Annotated in this window: 21 protein-coding genes, 2 pseudogenes and 1 riboswitch; of the genes and pseudogenes, 9 read left to right on the top strand and 14 right to left on the bottom strand. The window is 38.3% G+C overall.

Translation table 11 applies throughout. The features are described 5' to 3' along the window. Position 1 precedes the first annotated feature (1 nt). The 3 genes from O3655_RS06160 to xerC all read left to right on the top strand — a co-directional run bounded on the left by O3655_RS06160 (position 2) and on the right by xerC (position 2,138). On the top strand, positions 2 to 601 hold the full coding sequence (locus O3655_RS06160; protein WP_215805055.1) for a replication protein: 600 nt from the start codon (positions 2 to 4) through the stop codon (positions 599 to 601). Continuing rightward, the gene (locus O3655_RS06165; protein ID WP_371641241.1) at positions 592 to 855 is read left to right on the top strand and encodes a helix-turn-helix domain-containing protein; all 264 of its coding nucleotides are present in this window, start codon (positions 592 to 594) and stop codon (positions 853 to 855) included. The genes O3655_RS06160 and O3655_RS06165 overlap by 10 nt, the downstream gene beginning before the upstream one ends. Positions 856 to 920: 65 nt before the next feature. Beyond that, positions 921 to 2,138, top strand: a complete 1,218-nt coding sequence (gene xerC / locus O3655_RS06170) for a tyrosine recombinase XerC (protein ID WP_215805057.1) — start codon at positions 921 to 923, stop codon at positions 2,136 to 2,138. A gap of 386 nt (positions 2,139 to 2,524) precedes the next feature. On the opposite strand, the gene O3655_RS06175 is transcribed toward xerC, so the two are convergent. Next, entirely contained in the window at positions 2,525 to 4,456 is a 1,932-nt protein-coding gene (locus O3655_RS06175) for an LPXTG cell wall anchor domain-containing protein (protein WP_225904234.1), read from the bottom strand. Between the two features lie 139 nt (positions 4,457 to 4,595). Here O3655_RS06175 and O3655_RS06180 point away from each other — a divergent pair, with 139 nt between their 5' ends. From O3655_RS06180 to O3655_RS06195, 4 genes and pseudogenes are all read left to right on the top strand, one after another. Beyond that, on the top strand, positions 4,596 to 4,931 hold the full coding sequence (locus O3655_RS06180; RefSeq protein ID WP_216734013.1) for a helix-turn-helix domain-containing protein: 336 nt from the start codon (positions 4,596 to 4,598) through the stop codon (positions 4,929 to 4,931). Between the two features lie 506 nt (positions 4,932 to 5,437). Next, positions 5,438 to 5,626, top strand: coding sequence for a hypothetical protein (locus O3655_RS06185; protein WP_080981008.1), 189 nt, complete (start codon positions 5,438 to 5,440; stop codon positions 5,624 to 5,626). Next, entirely contained in the window at positions 5,565 to 5,810 is a 246-nt protein-coding gene (locus O3655_RS06190; protein ID WP_049479855.1) for a helix-turn-helix domain-containing protein, read from the top strand. Before O3655_RS06185 ends, O3655_RS06190 begins: the two co-directional genes overlap by 62 nt. Before the next feature lie 67 nt (positions 5,811 to 5,877). Continuing rightward, positions 5,878 to 7,094, top strand: a pseudogene (locus O3655_RS06195) (tyrosine-type recombinase/integrase). 361 nt (positions 7,095 to 7,455) lie between these two features. Here the strand turns inward: O3655_RS06195 and O3655_RS06200 are convergent. Together O3655_RS06200 and O3655_RS06205 are read right to left on the bottom strand one after the other, a co-directional pair. Beyond that, positions 7,456 to 8,544, bottom strand: coding sequence for a DUF3800 domain-containing protein (locus O3655_RS06200; protein WP_049479910.1), 1,089 nt, complete (start codon positions 8,542 to 8,544; stop codon positions 7,456 to 7,458). Positions 8,545 to 8,562: 18 nt separating this feature from the next. Further along, entirely contained in the window at positions 8,563 to 9,780 is a 1,218-nt protein-coding gene (locus O3655_RS06205) for a protein kinase family protein (protein ID WP_049479909.1), read from the bottom strand. Between the two features lie 205 nt (positions 9,781 to 9,985). Here O3655_RS06205 and O3655_RS06210 point away from each other — a divergent pair. Further along, a pseudogene (locus tag O3655_RS06210) lies at positions 9,986 to 10,680 on the top strand (tyrosine-type recombinase/integrase); the annotation flags it as partial. A gap of 267 nt (positions 10,681 to 10,947) precedes the next feature. On the opposite strand, the gene rpsI reads toward O3655_RS06210, so the two are convergent. The 11 genes from rpsI to O3655_RS06265 all read right to left on the bottom strand — a co-directional run bounded on the left by rpsI (position 10,948) and on the right by O3655_RS06265 (position 21,269). Further along, positions 10,948 to 11,340: a 30S ribosomal protein S9 gene (gene rpsI / locus O3655_RS06215; RefSeq protein WP_000075973.1), complete on the bottom strand. Its 393-nt coding sequence runs from the start codon at positions 11,338 to 11,340 to the stop codon at positions 10,948 to 10,950. Between the two features lie 18 nt (positions 11,341 to 11,358). Further along, positions 11,359 to 11,805, bottom strand: coding sequence for a 50S ribosomal protein L13 (rplM, locus tag O3655_RS06220; protein ID WP_001044624.1), 447 nt, complete (start codon positions 11,803 to 11,805; stop codon positions 11,359 to 11,361). A 210-nt stretch (positions 11,806 to 12,015) separates the two neighbouring features. Further along, positions 12,016 to 13,215 carry an ABC transporter permease gene (locus O3655_RS06225; RefSeq protein ID WP_001245392.1) on the bottom strand — a complete coding sequence of 400 codons (1,200 nt, stop codon included), beginning with the start codon at positions 13,213 to 13,215 and terminating at the stop codon, positions 12,016 to 12,018. Continuing rightward, complete coding sequence (locus O3655_RS06230) at positions 13,212 to 14,105, bottom strand: ABC transporter ATP-binding protein (protein ID WP_000895262.1); 894 nt, start codon at positions 14,103 to 14,105, stop codon at positions 13,212 to 13,214. Before O3655_RS06230 ends, O3655_RS06225 begins: the two co-directional genes overlap by 4 nt. 249 nt (positions 14,106 to 14,354) lie before the next feature. After that, positions 14,355 to 16,760 carry a phenylalanine--tRNA ligase subunit beta gene (gene pheT, locus O3655_RS06235; RefSeq protein WP_308697441.1) on the bottom strand — a complete coding sequence of 802 codons (2,406 nt, stop codon included), beginning with the start codon at positions 16,758 to 16,760 and terminating at the stop codon, positions 14,355 to 14,357. A 76-nt stretch (positions 16,761 to 16,836) separates the two neighbouring features. Continuing rightward, positions 16,837 to 17,346, bottom strand: a complete 510-nt coding sequence (locus tag O3655_RS06240; protein ID WP_000619930.1) for a GNAT family N-acetyltransferase — start codon at positions 17,344 to 17,346, stop codon at positions 16,837 to 16,839. Beyond that, entirely contained in the window at positions 17,346 to 18,392 is a 1,047-nt protein-coding gene (gene pheS, locus O3655_RS06245; RefSeq protein ID WP_008289063.1) for a phenylalanine--tRNA ligase subunit alpha, read from the bottom strand. Before pheS ends, O3655_RS06240 begins: the two co-directional genes overlap by 1 nt. A 311-nt stretch (positions 18,393 to 18,703) precedes the next feature. Next, positions 18,704 to 19,123, bottom strand: coding sequence for a hypothetical protein (locus O3655_RS06250; protein WP_000867350.1), 420 nt, complete (start codon positions 19,121 to 19,123; stop codon positions 18,704 to 18,706). 27 nt (positions 19,124 to 19,150) lie between these two features. Continuing rightward, complete coding sequence (locus tag O3655_RS06255; protein ID WP_009013718.1) at positions 19,151 to 19,801, bottom strand: phosphatase PAP2 family protein; 651 nt, start codon at positions 19,799 to 19,801, stop codon at positions 19,151 to 19,153. Beyond that, on the bottom strand, positions 19,791 to 20,354 hold the full coding sequence (locus tag O3655_RS06260) for an ECF transporter S component (protein WP_000185840.1): 564 nt from the start codon (positions 20,352 to 20,354) through the stop codon (positions 19,791 to 19,793). The genes O3655_RS06255 and O3655_RS06260 overlap by 11 nt, the downstream gene beginning before the upstream one ends. Positions 20,355 to 20,507: 153 nt before the next feature. Further along, positions 20,508 to 20,725: riboswitch (FMN riboswitch) on the bottom strand. A gap of 40 nt (positions 20,726 to 20,765) precedes the next feature. Continuing rightward, positions 20,766 to 21,269, bottom strand: coding sequence for a tRNA (cytidine(34)-2'-O)-methyltransferase (locus tag O3655_RS06265; protein ID WP_308697440.1), 504 nt, complete (start codon positions 21,267 to 21,269; stop codon positions 20,766 to 20,768). A gap of 399 nt (positions 21,270 to 21,668) precedes the next feature. On the opposite strand from O3655_RS06265, the gene trkA reads away from it, so the two are divergent. Then, the gene (gene trkA, locus O3655_RS06270; RefSeq protein ID WP_049519744.1) at positions 21,669 to 23,018 is read left to right on the top strand and encodes a Trk system potassium transporter TrkA; all 1,350 of its coding nucleotides are present in this window, start codon (positions 21,669 to 21,671) and stop codon (positions 23,016 to 23,018) included. The last annotated feature ends 2 nt before the right edge of the window (positions 23,019 to 23,020 follow it).

Consider the following 23,020-nt stretch of genomic DNA (forward strand, 5'->3'; position numbering starts at 1 on the left):
AATGACAAAAGAACAACGCTCCAGCAAGTGGACATTCCTTTTTTACAAAGAAAGCGCCCCTGCTGACTACCTTGAAGTTCTTGAAGAACTACACATCCCCTTCATCCTTAGTCCTTGGCACGATAAAGACATTAACCGACAAACTGGGGAACTGAAAAAATCTCACAAACACGGGGCTTTCTTCTTTGATTCTCTCAAAAGTTATAAACAAGTTTCCGAGCTAATCAAGGACAAGTTGAATGGACCTGCTCATGTAGAAATCGTACAATCTCCCAAAGGACTTTTTGACTACTTCATTCATGCCGAAAACAAGGAGAAAACTCAATATGATATAAATGATATTGAAGTTGGATGTGGTTTTAATCTCGATAAATTTCTTGTAGAAAATAACTCAGATGATTTCATGCATGAAGTTGTGGATATTATTGAACAGAATGACTTCACAGAGTTTGAAGAACTCGTCTGGTATGCACGAGCTAATCACACACCACTTCTAGGACTTATCATTGAGCGCACCTACTTTTTTGCTAAGTATTTGGATTCACGTCGATGCAATCCAATGAGGAACCAAGATAAGAAGGAGGGTAATAAATGCAAGTAATTCTTCCTGATGAACAGATTCATCAGATTCAACTACTACTATCCAATCTTATCCAAAAAGAAATTGAACAACAAATAGAAAAAAATTCTTTAAGTTGTCCCTATTTGAACAAACAACAGACTTGCGACTATTTGGGAATTTCCAACAATACTCTTGATTCATGGATTCAAAGGGGGCTTCCATCAATCAAAATTGGAAAAACAATTCGATTCCACAAAGACTCTATTGACTGCTGGCTAAACGGTAACAACTAGAAAAATCAAGATTTTTATTTTATAATGGTCATGATATTTTCTGGTTCGATATAAAGGAGAATATCATGACTATCAGTAAGACAAAAAACGGAACTTACCGATTAAAAGTCTATATACCAATAGAAGCACGAATGCCTCTTGGCATCGTTAATAATAACTATTATGATAAAAGATTTAAAACAAGAAAGGAGGCACGACAAGCAGAGATAGACTTACTTACGAAGCTAAACCAAATTGAAGACCATGCGTTTTCGGGACTAGCCAAAGAAGATATTCTTTTCTCAGACTTCTATACTAATATTTGGTGGGAATCCTACAAAGCAGGACAAACAACATCTACTTCAAAGCCACCAAGTAGGTCAACTATTGCTAATACAAAAACATGTTTTGAAAAGCATATACTACCCCTTCTTGGAAACTATACGATTCAATTTTTAAACCAAAATAAACAGGTTATTCTAAATTTGATGACGGCAAAAGCCAACGAATATGCCAACTTCAAAACTTTACGAAGTTACGTTATTTCTATTTTTGATTGGGCAGAAGAACTTGAGTATATTGAAGCAAATAGAGTTGCAAAAACTTTAAGACGAATTAAGGCCGTCAAAAAAATTCAACTTGCAGAATCAAAACGTGATGAAGATTTATATTTAACTCATGAACAACTCCAAGAATGGTTCTCAGCTTTTAAAGAAGATTTAGAGAACGATAAAATCTCACTCAAAGATTACGTCCTTTTTTATCTCACCTTTTTCCTTGGAGATAGAAAATCAGAAACATATGCTCTCCAGTGGAAACATATCGACTTTTCAAAATCTCAGATTCAGTTAATTCAGGCTTTAGACAGATACGGACAAGTAAAATCTACCAAAGGAAATAAAAAAACTATCTTTTCTATTTCTAGTGACTTGCTTCAACTTCTGACTTTATGGAAAAAACAACAAAAATATGAACTGGCAAAGTTTGGCATCATCAGCAATTCAGAACAATTCATTTTCACTTATATAGATACCAGAGGGAATATCAATAAACCTTTACATGCTGACTATCTTAATAATAAGATGAAAACTATCAAAAAGCGACACCCAGAGCTTACACACGCTACGCCACACAAACTACGGCATACGGGAGCAACACTTGCTAAACAAGCAGGAATGAGCTTAGAAGCTATTTCTGAAGCTCTAACACATAGCGACACAGGTACAACACAGATTTATGTCAATACTTCAAATGTAGTCCCTATGGCAGTCGGTGAATTTGCCTTAAAGTCTCTAAAACAATAAGGTGAAAATAAGGTAAACTTTGAGGTGAACTTTTTCAAAAAACATAAAAAAAGCACCCATGAGGTAAACTCTTGAGTGCTTTGAAACGTTGATATAATCGTATTGATTAACGTTTTGAGAATTGTGAAGCTTTACGAGCTTTCTTAAGACCTGGTTGGAAAAACTATGATTTGAATAACCTTCAGTAAATGCTTGAAATCAATGTTTTCCCACTTTTTCAGAAAACAGAATTTCATCTAATTTGAATAAATTTCAGTTGAATGGTGTGAATTTCACCCTAAAAATACACGAATTGAGCTAGATTTTACCAAAAAGTTCACACCATATAAAATTTATATATAACTGAACTGTAATAGAGAAAAGAGAGCCAACCGCTCTCTTTCTTTTTATCTATTATATTTTCGTTTTCCTGCTAAAGCGAGGAGTCCAACACTTGCTCCAAGCAATGCTAAAAGCCCTGAATCCTTTGTTCCTGTATTTGGAAGTTGTTTCTTAGGTTCTGCTTTTGCATTTGTAGCTTGAGCATTTGTAGCTTGTGCATTTGTAGCTTGTGCATTTGTAGCTTGTGCAGGAGCTTGATATGTTTTATCGTCTTTAGTTCCTACTGTCGCAACTACTGCTTTATCCTTAGCCTTCGCATCCACAACATCAACAACTTTACCAGTTGCGTCAGTAACCTCCTTAGGTTGACCACCTGCTTTACGGATTGCATCTTCTTTGTCTTTCAAAGCTTGCAAGCGTTGTTGTTCTGCAAGGTATGCGTCGTGTTCAGCTTTGAGTTGCTTAAAGTTTTCATAACCACGAGCCTTAACTTCAGCAATACCCTCAAGACGAGCCAACTCTTCCTTAGCAGTTTTCAACTCAGCACGAAGTACCCCAAGCTTGGATTTAGTATCAGTAAGCTCTTTGTCCAAAGCCTTAAGAACTTCATCACGCTTAGTAAGGGCAAGTTCAAGCACTGTATAGGTATCAGTAGCCTCTTTAGACGCTTCACGTTTGCGAGCAAGGTCCTCACCAGCTGACTTACGAGCCAAGACTGCTACATCATGAGCCTTAGTAAGAACTTCCAATTCACCTTTGGCAGCTTCAAGAGCCTTGTCTGCTGAGGCTTTTTCAGCTTTGGCAGTTGCAAGAGCCTTTTTAGCCTCTGCAAGAGACTTAGCCTTGTCAATAGCGTTTGTTTTAGCTAGTTCAAGAACTTCTTCAGCAGTTTTTAGGGCTTTTTTGTCTTCAGCCAACTGAGTTTTGGCGTCTTCAAGAGCCTTTTCAAGAGCTGGAACGTCAATCTTGTTCAATTGGATATCGGACAAGTGTCTGCGAGCAAAGTAAAGGTCATCTTCAGCTTTACCATACCTAGTCTTAGCAAGATATACCCCTCTTTCTGCGTCTTTGAGTTCTGCATAGGCATTGACGTATGCTTTTTGAGCTACTTCAACTGCTTTTTTGTCTACCTTTTGAGTAGTTGTTTCGGTAACACCCTGTTTAGCTACATCAAGAGCTGACTTAGCTTTCTTAACTGCTTCTTCTTTTTGAGATTGGTTAGCCTTAGCAACATTGAGGTTTGTAGTAGCTTGTTTAAGCTCTTTTTCTGCAGAAGATACCTTATCTTGGGTGTCTTTTATAGCCTGTTCTTTGTCTGCAACAGCCTTTTTACCGTCGTCAAGTTTTTTCTGAGCCTCATCTACCTTTCTCTCATCAACTCTAACTTTTACAGTAAGACCATAAGCTTCTCTGTCGAGTGTATGAATATCTGTAGTAGATGAAAGAGAATCTACTTTATTCTGAGCTTCAGCTACCTTGTTAGACGCATCTGTAGCAGTCTTTTCAGCATTAGATACTACCTTAGTTTGGTCTTCAACCTTTTCAGCAGTGGCAGATACAGACTTATCGGCATCAGCTACAGTCTTCTCAGCAGTCGCAAGCTCGCTGGCTTTCTTGTCAGCATCTGCTTTAGCTTCAGCTACCTTTTCAGGTGTAACAGTCTTAGCTTCTTCTACCTTTTTAGTAGTTTCAGCGATAGACTTTTCAGCATTAGCAATGTTTGCTTCAGTAGTTGAAACAACTTCTTTTTGCTTAGCTACATCCTGATTAGCCTTATCTGATTCAGCCTTAGCCGTATCTACATCAGCTTGACTAGGAACTTTAGGTTTAACCTCGTCCTTAGCAACTACCTTAGTTGCAGGTTCGTTAACGGCTACCTCAGTCTCACTAGCAGATACCCCAGAGGCTACCCCTAGAGCCGAGATTGCAAGCGTTGAAACGACCATTCCGTTACGCAGTTTCTTGATAGTGCCGTGACCTGTGTTTAATTCCATCATATAAACTCCTTTTGATAGTTTTATAGTCCTATTTATCACATATTGTAGTATTTTAAAACTATTTCATGTGATATTTCTCTTTTATAGTAGTTTTTTAAGACTATAAAATTCAGTATGATAGGATTTAAGGGGTACTGATATGACAAAAACAAATCTACAATCTTATCTAGGTAAGCGAATCCGATTACTGAGACTTCAAAAAAATTTAACTCAACAGCAACTAGAGGAACTTGCAGACTTACCATTAAAATATACTTATAAATTAGAAAACCTTGAACCAAATATCAAAATCAAAACATTACAAAAAATTATGGATACACTTGATACAGACATAGAGACTTTTTTCGATATATCCGTAACCGAAAGCAATCCTTTAATAAATCAGCTAATATATAAAATTAAGGAACTAACACCTAGTAAACAAGAACGAAGTCTCAAGCTAATGATACAGCTTATTGACGAAATAGAAACATAAACCAAGTCACAAAAAAAATTGACTTGGTTTTATTTTATTCTCCTGTAAATAAAAACCGAATGTTCTTCGCTATGGTTAAAAATTTCTAAGATCCTAGCGTAAATTCTTCCCCCCCTACCGAAAATGAATAATCAAAACAACCTAAAAAATAGGTATCCCAACGAAGAGGTCTAACTACCTGAGCAAAATAAGAAGAGTCCGACGAAAATTTAGAACAACATCATACTATAATATATATCCACCGACGTAAATTTTTGACTACCTGTACTATAATATTTATACAATGGCGTATTTTTGAGATAATTTAATTTTTAATATTAAAATGACGTAGCTGAAGGAATCCCCTTGCGATATAATAAGTGAAATTAAAAGATCGGGGTGATGAAAAATGTACTATTTGAGTTAAATTGGTAACATTTGATAACTTGTTATCATCAAAGATTAAAATTACTTGTCAGCATTCTAGAAAGTCTGACCACGCACTTTTTGTCAGAAAGGATAACACTATGGCAAAAACAAATAAATCAACATTAGGAAACTACGACAGCGCAAGAGCATTTTTAGATACTTTATCAACTTCTGTTGATATCCCTGCAGAGATCAAAGTAATTGATACAAATAACGGAATCATCAATGACAGTCAAGAAAATCAACGTCCGTGGGCATCTCTTACATGCGTACAAGAAAGAAATTGAAAAGAAGTTGAACAATAGTAACCTTGAAAGCCCATTTTTAAACAAACAGCAGGCTTGCCGCTATCTCTGCATCTCAAACAATACTCTAGATAGTTGGATCAAGAAAGGATTACCTCACATCAGAGTCGGAAAAACTATTCGCTTTGATAAAGCAGAAATCAATCGCTGGTTACAAAACCAGTAGCATTTCTACCATGGTTTGTTATATTGAATCACGGTATTTTTCTAGCTCAATTAAAAAGGAGAATACTATGTCAATTACAAAAACTAAAAATGGAACTTATCGCTTACGAATCTACATTCCTGAGGAAGTTAAGTCTTCACTAGGTGTTGATAAGAAAGTGATTGAAAAACGTTTCAAAACAAGGAGTGAAGAAAAAAATACAAACTAGAACTTCAAAACAAGATTGACAAAATTCTTAGTGGAGAATCAGCCTTACTAGAAAATAATGGTTCTATACTCTTTTCCGACTTCTATAAAAACGTTTGGTGGGAATCCTACAAAGCAGGACAAACCACTACTACACTAAAACCTCCTACTAAAGCAACCGTATTTCAAACAGAAAATATATTTAGGCTTCATATCATTCCAATTTTAGGTAATTACTCAATAGAACATTTGATTAATAATAAACAACTTATACTATCACTACTTACTCCAAAGGCAAATAGTTATGCTAATTTCAAGGTTATTAGGAGCTATGTAAATTCTGTTTTCGATTTGGCTGAGGAGCTTGAGTATATTCCATCAAATAAACTCCGAAAAACAATTAGTAGAATTAAAGCAAATAAAAAAATTCTCCTTAAAGAGAGTAAACGTGAAGAAGATCTTTCTCTCGATAAAGAGGAGCTAAAATTATGGTTACAAGCTTTTGACACTGATTTAGAGGAAGGACTCATTGACCTGAAAGACTATACTCTCTTTTATACAACTTTCTTCTTATCTGACCGAAAATCAGAAAGTTATGCTTTGCAATGGAAACATATCAACTTTTCAACCGGAGAAATACTTATAGAACAAGCTTTAGACCGTTTTGGTAATGTGAAATCAACTAAGGGAAACAAAAGGACTCTCTTTAAAGCACCGACCGAACTAATGGAGCTTCTAGCAAATTGGAAAGTTAAACAACAAGAAGAGCTCAAACTTTTCGGACTGAAGCAAACACAAAAACAGTTTGTTTTTACTTATAATGATCGTACTAATAATATTAATCTTCCTCTCCATACAGACTATCTAAACTATAGAATGAAATCAGTTAGACGAAGACATCCCGAATTAGCACCAGCTTCACCACACAAACTAAGACATACTGGTGCTACTCTTGCTAAACAAGCAGGTATTTCTCTTGAGGCCATTTCAGAAGCTCTTACTCATAGTGATAAAGAAATTACAAAAACTTACGTTAATACCAAAGATAAAGTCAATCAGACTGTAGGTGATATTGCATTTCGTAGTTTAAAAAATTGATGGGGTGAATATGGGGTGAATTTTGGGGTGAACTTTGATTTTTTGAAACAAAAAAGACATCCAAGAGTAAATTCTTGAATGTCTGTAAACGTTGATATAATCGTATTGATTAACGTTTTGAGAATTGTGATGCTTTACGAGCTTTCTTAAGACCTGACTTGGAAAGCATGAGTTTCAGTTGGACTAAAAACAGCGCAATATCAAGGCTTTTCAGAACTAAAATTACTTATTCATTTCATAAAATTTGAATCAATGTTTTTTAAATAGGGTAATAGTTCAGTTCTGTATGCTGATAATATACAAAAGGAACACTTCAGTCTTTGAAGCGTTCCTTTTGCATTCTTGCCAAAAAATTATATCGTTAAAATTTAAACTCTAGAAAATGACTTATCTTTTTTTCAAATCTGTCGCTACCTATGCCATGTTTAAAACCGTAAGTCTCATACATAGAATTTTTCATTACATATTGAATAGATTTCATAACACTTTTTTTATCATTTGATAATGTGAGATATAGTTGTTGCAACTCTTCTAACATTGCCATCCACATTCTTAATATACTTACAACAACATCCGATAATTGAATAAAAACATCATTATCAGACTTTACAAATTTGTAATTCGCTTTTTTCCCAGAAAATTCTACAGGAGATTCTTCTAGTTTTTCTTGAATAGTATATTCTTCATCAAATATGTGCTCTGAATTGTAGTAACTAACTATGGAATTTGCATACACAGAATAGTAATTTTCAATCATAACACCAGCTTTATTCGATGTTGGCAATATTAAATCTTCTTTTTTATGAGCTTTAAGTGACTGCCTTATGTATTCCATATTAAAATCCACAACAGTTGGATTAAATCTCTCAATCCAACTTAACAATTCATTAATAAATTGCTCCTGATTGGTAACATTAGGGTATTCAAAATACTTCATGAAATTTACAAACCAATCTTTATCTTTTTTTATATAATAATACAGTGAATTTTTTAAGTCTCTACTAAAATATAACCCTCCAATAGCCGATTCTGGCAACGTATCAATTATATCAACTATACTAAAATAAAAATTATCTAAATATGTGTAATGTATCCAACAGTTATTTTTTTCCAACCACTCAACAAAGATTTTAAACTTCGGTTTAGAAAGTAATTCTATGAAATTTTTAGACTTTTGCTGAATATGCTTAAATTTTATCTCTCTCATATTGGACTGCAATTTTAAATTATCAACCAGTTCATCTGTAATGCTTTGCTGTAAGATTTTTCCTTTTTCAAAAGCTAGACCACCCAAAATAAAATATGCATGTTCGTCAAAATTAAAGCCTTCTTCTGTCAACTTAAAAACTCTAGCATTATTGGTTTCATCATAGTATAAGACATACTCTTTATCCATATTTGGAATATTATGCAAACTAGCAATATTCTCTATCATTCCTGTATAATCCATTCCACTTACCTCAGAATTCTAAAATTTCCATTCTTCTTGTATTTCTAAAAATGCAGCCCTTAGCTCCGCTATTGCTTTGTACCTCAAATTATGATTAGAATTCAAGCCTTTTTCCATAAATTCTTTTAGTTTTGGAAAATCAAATTTATTCATATTTTTATATCTTCCAGTTAAAACAAAATAAATTAATTTCGAGAGTGCGTAATATTCGTATTGCTTGTTGTAATTTTTAAACCCTTCTGTACTTAAACTAGATACATCATTAAAATATCCACGAACTTCTGTTTCTAATGATGTCAGCTGGCTATCAACTGTTTTAACTAATCCAAAGTCAGCAATTTTTACGACAACCTCATCTTGATATTTTTTGAGTAAAACATTTTTGGGACTAATATCTCTATGCAAAACCCCAATTCTGTCAAATACTTCAAAAGCCCTAATTATTTGTAAACAGAGCTTTCTACGTATCATAAAATTGAGCTTCTGATTATTCTTCAAAATAAAATCATATAATGAAAAATCTGCGAACTCCATGAAGTATTCATTTTTATTTTTATCTAAACGATAAACTTCTAATACATAAGGAGAATTTATGGATTTCATAACTTCATACTCTTTATAAAATCTCTCCAACTCTTTAGCATCTAAATCAGTCCTAGCTCTTTTCACAACAAAATATTTATCATAGAAATCATCAAAGTATTTAAAAACCTGAGCATACGACCCTTCACCAATAGGGAACAATTTAAAACCAGATTCAACTCCACCACTTTTTTTATTAATAGTATCTCCAATAAAAAATATAGGTAGTTCGTATTTAATTTCATTTTGCTCCATATCTGTAGGAATAGAACTTCCATTATACTCCATAAGGAATTGATTACATTTTTGAAATATTTCACCATATTCTTTATCAACTGTAAAACCAATATTCTTTAATTCCGAAATCTTTGATAACCTATCCACAATGTTGATACAAGCCAGCAATTTCCTACTTGAATCCGCCAAATAGTAAAAATTTTTCTGCTTCATTCTAGAGTTCATTTCACGCAAAAGTAGATTTACATGGTAATGAATACTTGATAATAGCAAAGAAAGACGTTCTCCAAAATCTTCTTGATATAGATACTGATTGTCTGATTGAAATCCATTTGAAAATGTCTCAATAAAATCAACTTCTATTGATTTTATTTTATTAGATAACTCTGCAGTCATATTTCCATCAATTATGCTCATGATACACCATTTCCTTACTACATGTTACTAAAACCAAGCATCTTAATATTGCTTACATAAGGTGATGGTTCTTTGTCATAAACCTATTATAATATTTTTCTTTTTTATATTCTACTTATCCATATCTCTCAGCGCATACTCGCATGCTTGAATGACAAAGCTTGAAAAAGTTATACCCTTGTCTTGTATTGCTTTCTCAATTTCTTCAATCAGTAGAATTAAAGCTAATAAAAAACTAGCTCTCAAAGAAAGTAAAAAGTTTGAAGAATTAGCATTAAATGAGGAGTAACTTAAACAATGGCTACAAGCATTTGATGAAGATCTAAAAAATGATCGAATGGAATTAAAAGATTATGCTTTGTTCTATACGACATTCTTTTTATCATATAGAAAATCAAAAACCTATGCTCTCCAATGGAAATATATCAATTATAAAAAAAATGAAATTCTCATTGAACAAACATTAGACAAATTCGGGAATCTGAAATCAACCAAAGGAAATAAAAAAACTCTATTTAAAGCTCCTAAAGAACTAATAAATATCCTGACCGATTGGAAAATAAAACAAAAAAGCAACTAAAGCTGTTTGGAATCAGACAGAATGAAAAGCAATTCGTTTTCACATACAATAATAGAAAAAACGGTATTAACGTTCCACTTCATATTGATTACCTTAATCATCGAATGAATACTATTCGAAGAAGACATCCGGAACTTCCTCCAGCATCTCCTCACAAATTAAAATACACTGGAGCAACTTTGGCAAGACGGGCTGGAACATCATTAAATGCTATTTCAGAAGCACTTACTCATAGTGACATCTAAATAACGAAGACTTATGTCAATACTACAGAAACAGTAAATCAAACAGCAGGAGAAATAGCCTTTAGAAGTCTCTAAAACAATAAGGTTAAAATAAGGTAAACTTTGAGGTGAACTTTTTCAAAAAACATAAAAAAGCACCCATAAGGTAAACTCTTGAGTGCTTGTGAACGTTGATAGTATCGTATTGATTAACGTTTTGAGGCAACTGACTTTGTCAGATTGCAGCCACATTTGTAAGCGACTAAAGTCGCAACAACTGTGTCAATTGCACCAATTTAGTAAGAAAGTATAAAAAAGAACACCCCGAAAGGTGCTCTTTGTAAGTATAGTAATTCTCTCGAATTAACGTTTACTAAATTGTGATGCTTTACGAGCTTTCTTAAGACCTGGCTTCTTACGCTCAACTTTACGTGAGTCACGTGTAAGAAGTCCTGCGCGTTTCAATGAATCGCGGAAGTCTGGGTCTACTTGAAGAAGGGCACGAGCGATACCGTGACGGATAGCTCCTGATTGACCAGCGTATCCACCACCTACAACGTTAACGAAAACGTCGTATGAACCTACAGTTGAAGTAACTGCGAATGGTTGGTTGATAACAAGACGAAGGTCAGCGTGTGGGATGTACTCTTCAACATCTTTTTTGTTAACAGTGATTTTACCAGTTCCTGGAACAAGGCGAACGCGTGCAACAGCGTTTTTACGACGTCCAGTACCTGCATATTGTGCTTGTGACATACTTTATTGTTCCTTTCCTTAGATAAGTCCTGAAATATCAAGAACTTCTGGTTGTTGTGCAGCGTGAGTGTGCTCAGCTCCAACGAATACTTTCAATTTCATACCTTGAGCTCGGCCAAGAGTATTGTGTGGAAGCATACCTTTAACTGATTTTTCGATCAAACGTACTGCATTTTTAGAACGAAGTTCACCAGCAGAGATTTGTTTCAATCCACCTGGGTGGTTTGAGTGAGTGTAGTAGATCTTATCAGTTGCTTTTTTACCAGTCAATTTAACTTTTTCAGCATTGATAACGATTACGAAGTCACCTGTATCAGTGTGTGGTGTGAATGTTGGTTTGTTTTTTCCGCGAAGTACGCTAGCAACAACTGCTGAAAGGCGTCCAAGAGGTACATCAGTTGCGTCAACAACGTACCATTTGCGTTCTACTTGGCCTGGTTTAGCCATGAATGTAGTTTTGTTCATGATTTCTCCTATATGAATATCGTTTTTGTTTACAGGGCGGATGTTCCGGTCCGCGGGGTATTTGAAAGGTTCCGGGGCCTTACAAATGGGGTAAACAATACCGTCTACTATCATACCAAATTTCACTACTAAAAGTCAATAGATATGAAAAATATTTTTGCCGATTTCAGTGTTTAACATCTAGAAAAACCTCGCTTTTGCGAGGCTTTCCTATTTATAAGCTAAGGCACGTTTAAAGGTTTTCCAGATTCCCAAATCATCTGTTTGAAGGACTAGACTAGCATACATGCGTCCGATAAAGGCTGTTGCAGTGACTGCAAAAACAACCGTTATGGCAAGCGAAATCCAAGCTTCCAGACCACTGGCATACCCATTTATAGCTCTAAATGGCATAAAGAAGGTCGAGATGAAAGGAATATAGGAACCAATTTTCAGAACTAAATTGTCCCCAGCAGCACCTAGAGAGGTCACACCGACAAATCCTGCTATAATCAAGATCATCAATGGCGACAAGGCCTTTCCTGAATCCTCAGGGCGAGAAACCATAGAGCCTAGGAAGGCTGCTAAAACAACGTACATAAAGAGACTAACCAAGACAAACAATAAGGTATTGAGCGAGAAGGCCTCTCCTAGATGATTTAAAATTCCAGATTGTGCCAAGATAGGGATATCTTTAAAGAGCAGAATAGCAGCCAGCCCACCCACGACGTAAATGCCAATATGAGTCAAAATCACAAGAAGCAGAGCCAGCATGCGAGCGTAGAAATAATGACTTGCTCGGATACTAGAGAAGACCACCTCCATGATTTTGGTTCCTTTCTCGCTAGCCACTTCCTGAGCAGTGACACTAGCATAGGTAATCAAAATCATATAAAGGAAGAAGCCAAGCCCTGCGGCAGCAATGGTTTGAACAATTTTTTTGTTTTCCTTAGATTCATCAATCTTCTCAGTAAAATCAACAGTTTGACTCAGACGTTTTTCCTGTTCTTGAGACAAATTAGCCGCCGAGCGATTGAGTTGGTATTGCAGTTCGTTTAGCTTATTGGTTACTGCTAGTTTGATGCCTGTTTCAAGAGAAGTTTCACCATGATAGACGGCCTTGAGGACACTGTCCTCTTGGTCAATGGTTAGGTAACCCTTGATTTTCTCATCCTTGATAGCAGCCTGGGCACTGGCTTCATCCTTATAATCAAAGTTGATACCATTGGTACCCTTGAGCCCTTCTTCCACAGATGGCACAGTTGTTACTACTGCTATCTTGCTATTCTTGGCCATAGAAGACCCTTGGAGAAAGCCGATTCCTACAGATAAGGCTAAAAAGAGGAACGGCGAAATCACCATAAAGAAGAAACTCCACGACTTGACATGTCGAAGATAGGTTTCCTTCATTACAACCCACATATTTCTCATACTTCCACCCCTGATTCTAGTTTAAAGATTTCATCGATTGTTGGAGCCTGTTGGTCAAAGGTCGCAATATATTGACCTTGAGTGAGGATTGGGAAGAGTTCTCTTCCAGCGCTCTCATCATCTAGGATCAATTTCCAACTGCCTTGCTTGGTCAAGCTCACCTGTTTGACATGAGGAAGATTTTCCAATTCTTCCTTACTTCGTTCACTTGAAACAAAGAGACGTGTTTTCCCATATTGATTACGAACATCCTGAACTGGTCCATGCAAGACCACACGCCCATCACGAATCATCAGGATATCATCGCAAAGCTCCTCGACATTGGTCATGACATGGTCAGAAAAGATAATGATTGCACCGCGCTCTTTCTCTTTCAAGATGACTTGTTTGAGTAACTCGGTATTAACTGGATCCAAACCACTAAAAGGCTCATCCAAGATAATCAAGTCTGGCTCATGGATTAGGGTGATAATGAGCTGAATTTTCTGCTGATTCCCTTTGGAAAGGCTCTTGATTTTGTCGGTCAATTTGCCCTTCACTTCCAATTTCTCCATCCATTGGGGGAGTTTTTCCTTGACTTCCTTGGCATCCATGCCCTTTAGAGTCGCCAAATAGCGAACTTGTTCAAGGACTGTCAGCTTGGGCATAAGGCTGCGTTCCTCAGGCAGATAACCAATCCGAGCATAGGTTTCCTGACGAATCTCCTGCCCATCCAGACTGATCTCTCCTTGATACTCTAAAAATTTCAACATACTGTGGAAAATCGTTGTTTTCCCAGCACCATTCTTCCCGACCAAGCCCAGAATCCTTCCTGGACTTGCCTGAAAATCGACACCAAACAAGACTTGCTTGGGACCGAAACTTTTCTCTAGATTTCTTACTTCTAACATTTTCCACCTCCGAGATATGTTGCACTTATTATACTCCTTTTTGATAGCCTTTACAACGATTTATGTCCATTTTATCGGATAATAAGTAGCAAAAGTATCCTTTCTCTAATAAATTTTAAGTACTTCAGTGATAGCATTAGTATAACTCATTAAAGACCTTCTGAGATGGCTTCCTCCTCAACTATCGCTTTTCTCTTCTGAACTGTCCTTTTGAAACTAAAAATCCACCCCGAAGGATGGATTGAAAATTTAACGCACTTCTGCATGAACTCTTTCTTCGAGAGAAGTTTGGATTTTTTCCATATAGCGTGCGACTTCTTCGTCTGTCAAGCTATCTTCTGGATTTTGGAAGGTCAAGCTATAGGCCATTGACTTCATGCCAACTCCCAGTTTTTCGCCTGAGAAGACGTCAAAGAGTTTGATATCAGTCAAACGTTTCACGCCTGCAGCTTGGATAGCATCTACAACTTCTTGATGAGTGACTTCTGCCTTGAGGAGTAGGGCCACGTCACGGCTGACTGCTGGGAATTTGGTGATTTCCACAAATGGAGCAGCTGGTTGAAGGGCAGCTTCAATGGCTGAAAGGTTGAGCTCCGCTACATAAGTTTCTGGGATATCGTAAGCCTTGGCAGTAACTGGATGCACTTGGCCAAGGAAACCAAGAACTTGGTCGCCAAGTGAAATCACGGCCGTACGTCCTGGATGTAGACTTGCAATCTCAGCTGTTGCTGCATAGGTCACTTCTAGTCCCAAGCGAGTAAAGAGGGCTTCAAGGATTCCCTTAGCATAGAAGAAATCAACTGGAACTGCTGCCGTTTGGAAATCTTTTTCAGCAACCAAGCCGGTTAAGGCAAAGGCAAAGCTATTGATCTCATTTGGTAGATCTTCTTTTGGATCGCCTGTTTGTTCAAAGACTTTTCCAATCTCGTAAAGAGCCAAGTTTTTGTTCTTACGAGCCACGTTGTAGGCCACTGTATCAAGAATACCTGAGACCATATTTTGACGGAGAACGAAACGATCCACTGTCATTGGCCACATAAGTTCTGTAAGGTTACTTGGTTGAGCCGTAAACTCAACTGCTTTTTCAGGAGTTGTCAGAGCGTAGGTGATGATCTCTGTCAAACCTGCTCCTTCAGCGATGGTACGGACTTGACGGCGCAGTTTTTGTGTCGCAGTCAATTCACCAGCTGTACCGTCATCTTTTGGAAGACTAGTTGGCAAGCGATCATAACCATAGATACGGGCGATTTCTTCAAAGAGGTCCGCTTCGATAGTGATATCCCAACGACGACGAGGTACGCTGACTGTAAAGCTTTCTGCATTGCCAGAAAGGCCAAAGCCAAGACGACGGAAGACGTCTTCCACATCAGCATAGGAAAGCTCCGTACCAAGGACGCGGTTAACGTCTGCAAGAGTTGAAGAAACTTCCACATCAGAAGTATCAAGCTCTCCTGCTGAAACGATGCCCTTACGTACCGTCGCACCTGCAAGATCAGCAATCATGCTCGCTGCAGCATCAAGTGCTTCGTTAACAGTTGCCACATTGATGCCTTTTTCAAAGCGAGAAGATGATTCAGAACGAAGGTTAAGGCGTCCGCTAGTCTTGCGGATGGATTTACCATTGAAAACAGCCGCTTCAAGGACCACACGACTAGATTTTTCAGAGATTTCTGTTGCTTGACCACCCATAACACCTGCAAGGGCTACTGGCTTGTCTGCGACAGTGATGACTAAGTCATTTGTTTCCAAGTCACGCTCTTCACCATCCAAGGTCACCAATTTTTCACCAGCACGCGCTTCACGCACACGAATCTCGCTTCCTTCAAAGGTATCCAAGTCAAAGGCATGCATGGGTTGACCAAAGTAGAGCAGGATGTAGTTGGTTACGTCTACGACATTGTTAATCGGACGAATCCCTTCGTTCATGAGAAGGTTTTGCAACCATTGTGGACTTGGTGCGATAGTCACATTGTCCAAGATACGGGCTGCATAGTAAGGCGCCTTGTCTGTCTCAATGCCTACAGAAAGGGCATCTGTTGCAGCTTCATTTGTTTCTATTAAACTGAATTCTTTAAAGTTGACTGCCTTGTCATAGATGGCTGCCACTTCGTACGCTACTCCACGCATAGATAGAGCGTCTGCACGGTTTGGTGTGATAGAAAGTTCGATGATTTCATCATCCAAGTCTAGGTAAGAAAAGACTTCGTCCCCAGGAACAGCATCTTGAGGCAAGATTTGAATACCATCTGCGAATTCCTTTGGTACAACTGAGTCAGAAATACCTAATTCACCAAGTGAACAGATCATTCCAAGTGACTCTAAGCCACGGATTTTCCCTTTTTTGATTTTGTAGTTGTCAGCGATACGAGCTCCCGGAAGTGCCACCATGACCTTGATACCAGCACGCACATTTGGGGCACCACAAACGATTTGACGCGCTTCTTCTTCGCCAACGTTAACCTGACAGACATGCAAGTGAGTTTCTGGCACATCTTCGCAAGACAAGACCTCACCGACGACAATTTTTGAGAGACCGGCAGCCGGTGATTCGACACCTTCGACCTCAATCCCTGTAGTTGACATTTTCTCAGCCAACTCTTGTGATGGCACATCAATGTCCACCAATTCTTTTAACCATTTATAAGATACAAGCATAATTTAGTTCTCCAGAATGACAGTTGCCACTCTAGTTCTTTTCCTTTCCTATCATTTCAATAGAAGAATCCTCTTCTTACCTTAATTTCTTTTTCAGTAACCAATCTGTATCTACTTTTTGACCAACCATAAAACTATGTTGGCTAAATTTCTCAAAACCATATCGGTTATAAAACGCTTGAGCTTTTGTATTATGCTCCCAAACACCTAACCAAGCCCAGGAAAAACTATTTTTGGTAGCAAGTTCAAGAGCGAATTCAAACAGTTGCTTACCTAGTCCAAATCCTTGGAATTTTTGTAGCACATAGAGGCGTTGAATTTCAAAAGCATCCTCTAATTTTCTCTCAGTCTGAGCACTTCCCCAGTTGACTTTGAGAAAACCAGCTATCTCCTCTTCATGCATAATGAAATAGGTTTCGGAATCTGGATTTTCCAACTCAGTTGACAAAACTCTGAGACTATAAGTCTTTTCAAAGTATTCCTGTAACTGCTCTTCCGTATTATCATGAGCAAATGTTTCACGAAAGGTTTGTTTGGCAATTTTGGACAACGCCCCAATATCTGCCTTTTCTACTTTTCTAATCATTATTTAAACTGTTCTGAGAAGCGGACATCGCCTTGGTAGAACCCACGGATATCATTGATTCCGTAGCGGAGCATAGCGACACGCTCTTGTCCAAGACCAAAGGCAAATCCAGAATAAACAGTCGCATCGATTCCACTCATTTCAAGGACACGTGGGTGAACCATACCGGCCCCCATAATCTCAATCCAACCTGTTTTCTTACATACGTTACAGCCTTCTCCACCACACTTGAAGCAGGAAACATCCACCTCAACAGATGGCTCTGTGAATGGGAAATAAGATGGACGCAAACGGATCTGACGTTCTTCACCGAACATCTTTTGGACGATCAACTGAAGCGTTCCTTGAAGGTCTGCCATAGAGATGTTTTTCCCAACAACCAAGCCTTCGATTTGGTGGAACTGGTGACTATGGGTTGCATCGTCCGTATCACGACGGAACACACGTCCTGGTGAGATCATCTTCAAAGGACCTTTTGAAAAATCATGAGCATCCATAGCACGCGCCTGAACTGGTGACGTGTGAGTACGGAGTAAGATTTCTTCTGTGATGTAGAAAGTATCCTGCATATCGCGAGCTGGGTGATCTTTTGGAAGGTTCATACGCTCGAAGTTGTAGTAGTCTTGCTCTACTTCAAAACCATCCACGACTTGGTAACCCATCCCAATGAAAATATCTTCGATTTCTTCACTGGTTTGTGTCAAAACGTGACGGTGACCAGTCGCAACTGGGCGACCTGGAAGTGTTACATCGATGCTCTCACTTGCTAGTTGAGCTTCTACTTTCTTTTCTTCCAAGAGCTTAGCTGTTTCTTCAAAAGCCGCTGTCAAAACATCACGCGCTTCATTAACGTGTTTCCCGATGATTGGACGCATCTCAGCAGAGACATCCTTCATCCCTTTGAGGATTTCCGTAAGGGAACCTTTTTTACCAAGGACAGAGACACGCAAGTCTTGCATCTCTTTTTCATTTTCAGCAGTAATCTGCTTCAAGCTAGCCAGCGTTTCTTCGCGAAGCGCTTTTAATTGTTCTTCAATAGTTGACATAATTCCTCCATCAGTCTCTCGTAGATAAAAAGAAAACCACATGCCAAAAACTCCACTCGGAGCGTTGACACGCGGTACCATCCGTTTTCATCTGACAAGTCAGACCTTCATTTCTAAATCCATGCGCAAGTGAATTCACCCAGCTTTCATATAGAGAGCTTGCAGTCACGGCTCTCCTCCCTGATATACTTCCCTTGAGTTACTAGTCTTGCGGATTCCTATTCAATTACTACTTAGTTTATCAGATTTTTAGTTAAAAAACAAGTTAGATTAGACTAATTTCAATATAAAAAGGAACAAGACACAATGCATTACCTATTTGTAGGATCTGTTTCACCTGCTTTCCTTTTCAATAAAAGAGTTGCTGCTTGATTAAAACCATCACACCAGTTATACCATTTTGCTTCATACTCATCTTGAGATACGATATGATTTTTTAAATCCAGAACAGAGTAAATCTTTCTTTCCTCACAAGCTTGCGCATAGAGATAATACAGTTCATCGCCACCATCTCTATCCCACTCAGCAGAAATCGTATCCCTACCTGCCAATAAAGCCTGATAAGCCCTGTGATGCCCGTCTGTAATCAACAAGCAGTCTCCGAATGCAAGAACACTGATTGGAGCAACATTGATTATTTCTACCGACTGATAAAGCATCTGGATATCTTGTAACTTCTTTTCTGATAAGTATAGTTGAGTCGGATGGAGATCTGTTATATTGACTTTCATTTCTTTTTCCTCAAAGGAATTTGATGCTCACTTCTGCTTGCCTTTAAATCGCCATTGGAAGCGAAGCTTGTCATAGAAAGGAAATTCGATAAACAAGACTCCCAAGCCCACACAGAAACTGGCAAGAACATCTGATGGATAGTGAACTCCCAGATAGACCCGAGATAGCAGCACACTGACTAGGTAGACCCCAAGGACGATTTGCACAATTTTTCTCAAAACCGGATCTTTAATCCGTTGACTGAGAATGACAATCAAAGTCCCTACCATCAGCGTCACTGCCAGAGAATGCCCGCTTGGGAAGGAAAATCCCTTCTCCTCTACCAAGTGTAAGATAGCTGGTCGTGGGCGCTGGTAAATATTTTTAAAGGTCACAATCAAAAGACCGGCTAAGGCTAGATTGCCCGCCATGAAGTAGCTTTCTATCTTCCACTGCTTACGATAAAAGATAAAGGCTGCGATGGCAACCCAGGTAATGATTACTGGGATATCAATCAAATGCGTAAGGGCACGGAACAGAACCGTTAAATAATCTGGCAAGTCCCCACGAAGGGCAGTCTGAAGCGGTTGATCAAAACCGACCAGCGTTTCAGGATAGAACTTAACCATATAGCCAAGAAGGACGAAAAGTAAAAGGGCAAAACTGCCCTTCATTAAAAATGTTTGTTTATCTCTCATAATGTTTTAAGGTTGGTTTCAAGAGGACGTATAACAACCAGAATGAAACGGCAAAGATTAAACCTTCAATCAGGTTAAAAGGTAAAACCATGGTCATCAAGTAGTTAGAAAGTCCTATAATTTCTCTAATATCAAAGTTGGCAAACTGCGCGTATAAAGGAACCGCATAGACATAGTTGAGAACCAACATGGCAGCAGTCAATCCAATAGTTCCCGCCAGAGATGCCAGTAGGAAACGAAGGGTGCTGCGTTCCTTTTTCCAAATCAAACCAAAGACGATAACAAAAACTCCCAAGGCTACGATATTCATTGGCAAGCCAATGTAGGTATTCACTCCTTGGCTATTCAGAAGCAACTTCAAGAGTGAGCGAAGCAAGAGAATGCCTAAAGCAGCTGGCAAATCCATCACCACCAAACCCAAAAGGACTGGCAAGATACTAAACTCGATCTTGAGGAAGGTTGCCGCTGGCAAGAGCGGAAAGTCAAAGTACATCAGCACAAATGAAATGGCTGATAAAATCGCAATGGTCGAAAGTCGACGTGTGTTTGTCATAACAGGTTCCTCCAATTTTCTATAAAATCAGAAGAAGTTGGAAAGGATCCCTCTATCTATTCTCACTTTTTATATCCCAAAAGTTCCCTCTCACTCTTTTGAGCAAGCGGTTGCAATTCATCTATAAACTCATCAGAACAGACAAAGCCATTCTTTCGTCTTCTCCCATCCAGACTATACTGTCGGTTGTGGAATCGCACCACATCAGCTTGCGCTCGCGGACTTCTTTAACTAAGATATTTTGGATTAATCTAGGCGTCGCAGTCGAAGATAATACTTGAGTATATCGAGACAAGACAACGAAGAGTAAGCCAAAATAGCTAGTTAAAGTCACCGCCGGTCGGGAATTACACCCAGCCCTGAAGACCCCTTTATCATAACAAAAAACGCTTGCAAGTGCAAGCATTTTGTTTATTTCAATTTATCTGCTTCATAAGTGTGAACAAGCTCAAGACCTGCAAAATTTTGCTGACGGAGAGCTTCGTAGACGATCATGCAGACGGTATTGGAAACATTGAGACTGCGGACATGTTCATCATTCATAGGAATACGGAGGGCTTTCTCAGGATGTTCTCGCATAAAGTTCTCAGGCAAGCCCTTGTCTTCACGTCCAAAGAGAAAATAATAGTCCTCGTCCGTCGATAAATCTGCTTCAGAATAGACCTTTTCCGCAAATTTTGAAATCAGATAGAGTTTACCCTTCATCTGAAACATGAAATCTTCCAAACTGTCATAAAAATAAATCTCAAGCTTATCCCAGTAATCCAAACCAGCCCGCTTCATCTTTCGGTCGTCAATGGGAAAGCCCATTGGTTTAATGATGTGGAGGGGAGAATTGGTCGCAGCGCAAGTACGCGCAATGTTACCTGTATTTTGTGGAATCTGAGGCTCGAATAATACAATGTGATTTGTCATGACGGGTTTCCTTTTATCATTGCAAAAAAATAGCCACACTGCCCGGAGTCAAGCTCAGCAAACAGCGTGGTTAAGGCGTCGTTAACTTACCTCACAACAGGTTTGAAGTAAATCAGCGAAACTACTTCCTTAGTATAACACTTTCAGAATCATTGTCAATAGAAACGACTTGATTTTTTTACTTTTTTTGATGATATTTTCATGTTTGGTCATTCCTTTCTGAAAAGGTATGGTAAAAGAGCCAAATCACTTCAAATCAGAGACATTGTTATAGAAGTTAAGCAAATGTATCTTCAAAACTTGAAAAAAGCCTTTCTTCCCCTAAAAATCGCCTTAGAAAGTGCATTTTTTGCTAAAAAAGGGTATGATAGTTACATCATGAAAAAGTAGGTTTTTTATATGAAAATTGTCCTTGTTGGTGGAGGGAAAGTTGGTTTCGCCCTCTGTCGTTCACTGGTTGCAGAAAACCATGACGTTGTCCTCATCGAACAAGATGAGGCTGTCCTCAATCACATTGTCAGTCGCTATGATATCATAGGTCTCCTTGGAAATGGTGCTGACTTTGCCATCTTAGAGCAAGCCGGTGTTCAAGAGTGCGATATCTTTATCGCCCTAACCGAACACGATGAAGTGAATATGATTTCAGCGGTACTTGCTAAAAAAATGGGCGCTAAAGAAACCATCGTTCGGGTGCGAAATCCTGAATACTCTAATGCCTATTTTAAAGAGAAAAATATTCTTGGATTTTCACTTATTGTTAATCCAGAGCTCCTGGCAGCGCGTGCGATCTCAAATATCATTGATTTCCCTAATGCCCTCTCTGTCGAACGATTTGCTGGAGGTCGGGTCAGTCTCATGGAATTTGTTGTCAAGGACTCTAGCGGTCTTTGTCAAATGCCAATCTCAGACTTTCGTAAAAAATTTGGTAACATCATTGTCTGTGCTATGGAGAGGGATCATCAACTGATGATTCCAAGCGGTAATGTTATTATCCAAGACAAGGATAGGATTTTTGTTACGGGAAATCGTGTAGATATGATGCTTTTCCATAACTATTTTAAATCTCGTGCAGTGAAAAGCTTACTTATCGTTGGAGCTGGAAAGATCGCTTATTATCTGCTTGGCATTTTAAAAGACAGTCGCATTGATACCAAGGTCATCGAGATTAATCCTGAAAGAGCTCGTTTCTTCAGTGAAAAGTTCCCCAATCTCTATATTGTCCAAGGAGATGGAACTGCAAAAGACATTTTGCTGGAAGAAAGTGCTCCCCACTATGATGCAGTCGCAACCTTGACTGGAGTTGATGAGGAAAATATCATCACTTCTATGTTTCTTGACCGTGTTGGTGTCCGTAAGAATATCACCAAGGTCAACCGAACAAGCCTTCTAGAGATTATCCACGCACCTGATTTTTCAAGTATCATCACACCAAAAAGCATCGCAGTGGATACCATTATGCACTTTATCCGCGGTCGAGTAAACGCTCAGTACTCAGACCTTCAAGCCATGCACCATCTAGCAAACGGTCAAATTGAAACTCTCCAATTCCAAATCAAGGAAGCTAATAAAATGACTGCCAAACCTCTATCACAGTTGAAATTGAAAAAAGGGGTTCTCATCGCAGCCATTATCCGAAAAGGAAAAACAATCTTCCCTACTGGAGAGGATATGCTTGAGGTGGGAGACAAGTTGCTCGTGACGACCTTATTGCCGAACATCACCAAAATTTATGATTTGATTGAGAGGTAAAA

This window comes from Streptococcus sp. 27098_8_70 (assembly GCF_041432215.1).
In the GTDB taxonomy this organism is placed as follows: domain Bacteria; phylum Bacillota; class Bacilli; order Lactobacillales; family Streptococcaceae; genus Streptococcus; species Streptococcus oralis_CP.